Here is a 1,667-nt window from a genome sequence, read left to right as displayed (position 1 = left end):
GGACTACCTGCGCAGCAGATCCAACCCTTTGGAGTCAAGGCTGGGTCATTTTCACCGATGAAAACAGTAACGGCGTATTTGACGCAGGAGTCGATACCTTGAGACGCTCACAGACAATAGAATCTATCGCCTCAATTACCTGGAGTAACAGCACGCCAATCGTGTTTCAGGGAGATGGCACCGTCAACAACACCAGTTCAGGCAACTTTCTTATTTGCGACAGTCTGACAACATCGAAGATCGCCAGAGGTGTTACCATTAACCTGTCTGGTAGAGTACGCTCCGCCAACTCAGTGGTTTGTCCATGAATTCAGGACGTTCCCAAGCAGGCATGACCCTGGTAGAAGTTCTGATCACAGTCGTCATTCTGGCTTCTGGCCTCTTAGGTATGGCCGCTTTACAGACCCGAAGCATCAGTTACAACAACATTGCCTATCTCAATTCCCTATCCAACATCCTTGCCTACGACATGCTCGACAGGATCAAAGCCAACCCGGTCTACGCACTTAACGGGCCCGGTTATTCGGCCAGTGTCGGCAATGCGCCCGCTGCTTATCCTAATGATTGCGACACCGCAGATTGCACACCCGCTGAGTTAGCCCGTTATGACATTGCGCAATGGAAGTTCATTCTGGACGCCCAGCTCCCCGATTCAGACGGTTCAATTGTCAAAACCGATGTACCAGAGGGCCGGAACTACACCATCACGATCTTCTTTGATGACAGCAAAGGACAGCAGACCCGCCGCCAGGTGATTCTCAGGAGCACTCTATAAATCATGAACCACATCAAGCAGAAGGGACTCAGCCTGATTGAACTGATGATTGCCATGTTATTGGGCATTTTGATCATTGCCTCAGTCACTCAGGTCTTTCTGAGCAGCAATAATTCCAATCGATTGAACTTTCAGCTGGGACTGATGCAGGAAGCAGCACGAATTGCCGTAAGCTCCATTTCGAGTGACGTCCGTGTAGCAGGATACACAGGCTGCAATAGAGAAACTTCTATTGGAAATGCCCTGCTTCAAAATAGTGCCAGCCATGAATGGCTCACCGCTGAACAACCTATTCAGGGATTGAACCTTTCTGACACCCGGTCAAAGATGGACGCTCAGGCCACCTCGGAAAGCCTGCTGATCTTTAAGGTTAATCCCGACATTGTTTTCTCCGTAACCCACCATGACACCTCCACATCGACTCTGACACTGGACCGCAACATCGGCTCAACCCTGTCAGTAGGCCATGCTGCTGCCATCACCCGTCAAGACTGTTCTCAGGTAGCTCTGATAGCCCTGAGTTCCATCAGTGGCAGCACAGTCACCCATACCACCAGCGGTGGCGGCGATTTCAGCAATTGTGTCAATCAACTCAAGGGCAGCTTTCGTTGTTATGATGGTTCAACCCCTACCGGCGCTCTGTCATTTAACCCGGGTTATCTGAAGCCGCTGGAATCTGTGAGTTATTTTGTAAAACCGGATAACGGTCTGCCGACCCTGTTCAGAAACGAAGCAGGCAACCCCACAGCGCTGGCCATCGTGGATGGTATTGAAGATATTCGAATTCATTATGGTCTGGATACCGATAACGATGGGGTTGCTAACCGCTATATCAGTGCCGGTGATCGAAGTTTTCGCCATGCTGACTGGCTACAGGCCACCTCCATCCGCA

3 protein-coding genes are annotated in these 1,667 nt (G+C 50.6%); all 3 read left to right on the top strand.

Features of this window, described 5'->3' with window-relative positions:
* On the top strand, positions 1-308 hold a 308-nt coding region (locus tag KDK18_RS03460; RefSeq protein WP_257253236.1), incomplete at its 5' end, for a GspH/FimT family protein.
* Positions 305-775, top strand: a complete 471-nt coding sequence (gene pilV, locus KDK18_RS03455; RefSeq protein WP_257253235.1) for a type IV pilus modification protein PilV — start codon at positions 305-307, stop codon at positions 773-775. The genes KDK18_RS03460 and pilV, both read left to right, overlap by 4 nt.
* 3 nt (positions 776-778) lie before the next feature.
* A partial coding sequence (locus tag KDK18_RS03450; RefSeq protein ID WP_257253234.1) for a PilW family protein occupies positions 779-1,667 on the top strand: 889 nt, incomplete at its 3' end.

Source organism: Endozoicomonas sp. SESOKO3 (genome assembly GCF_024606255.1).
The sequence above is the reverse complement of the archived record's forward strand: the minus strand, read 5'-3'. Positions and strand labels throughout refer to the sequence as shown.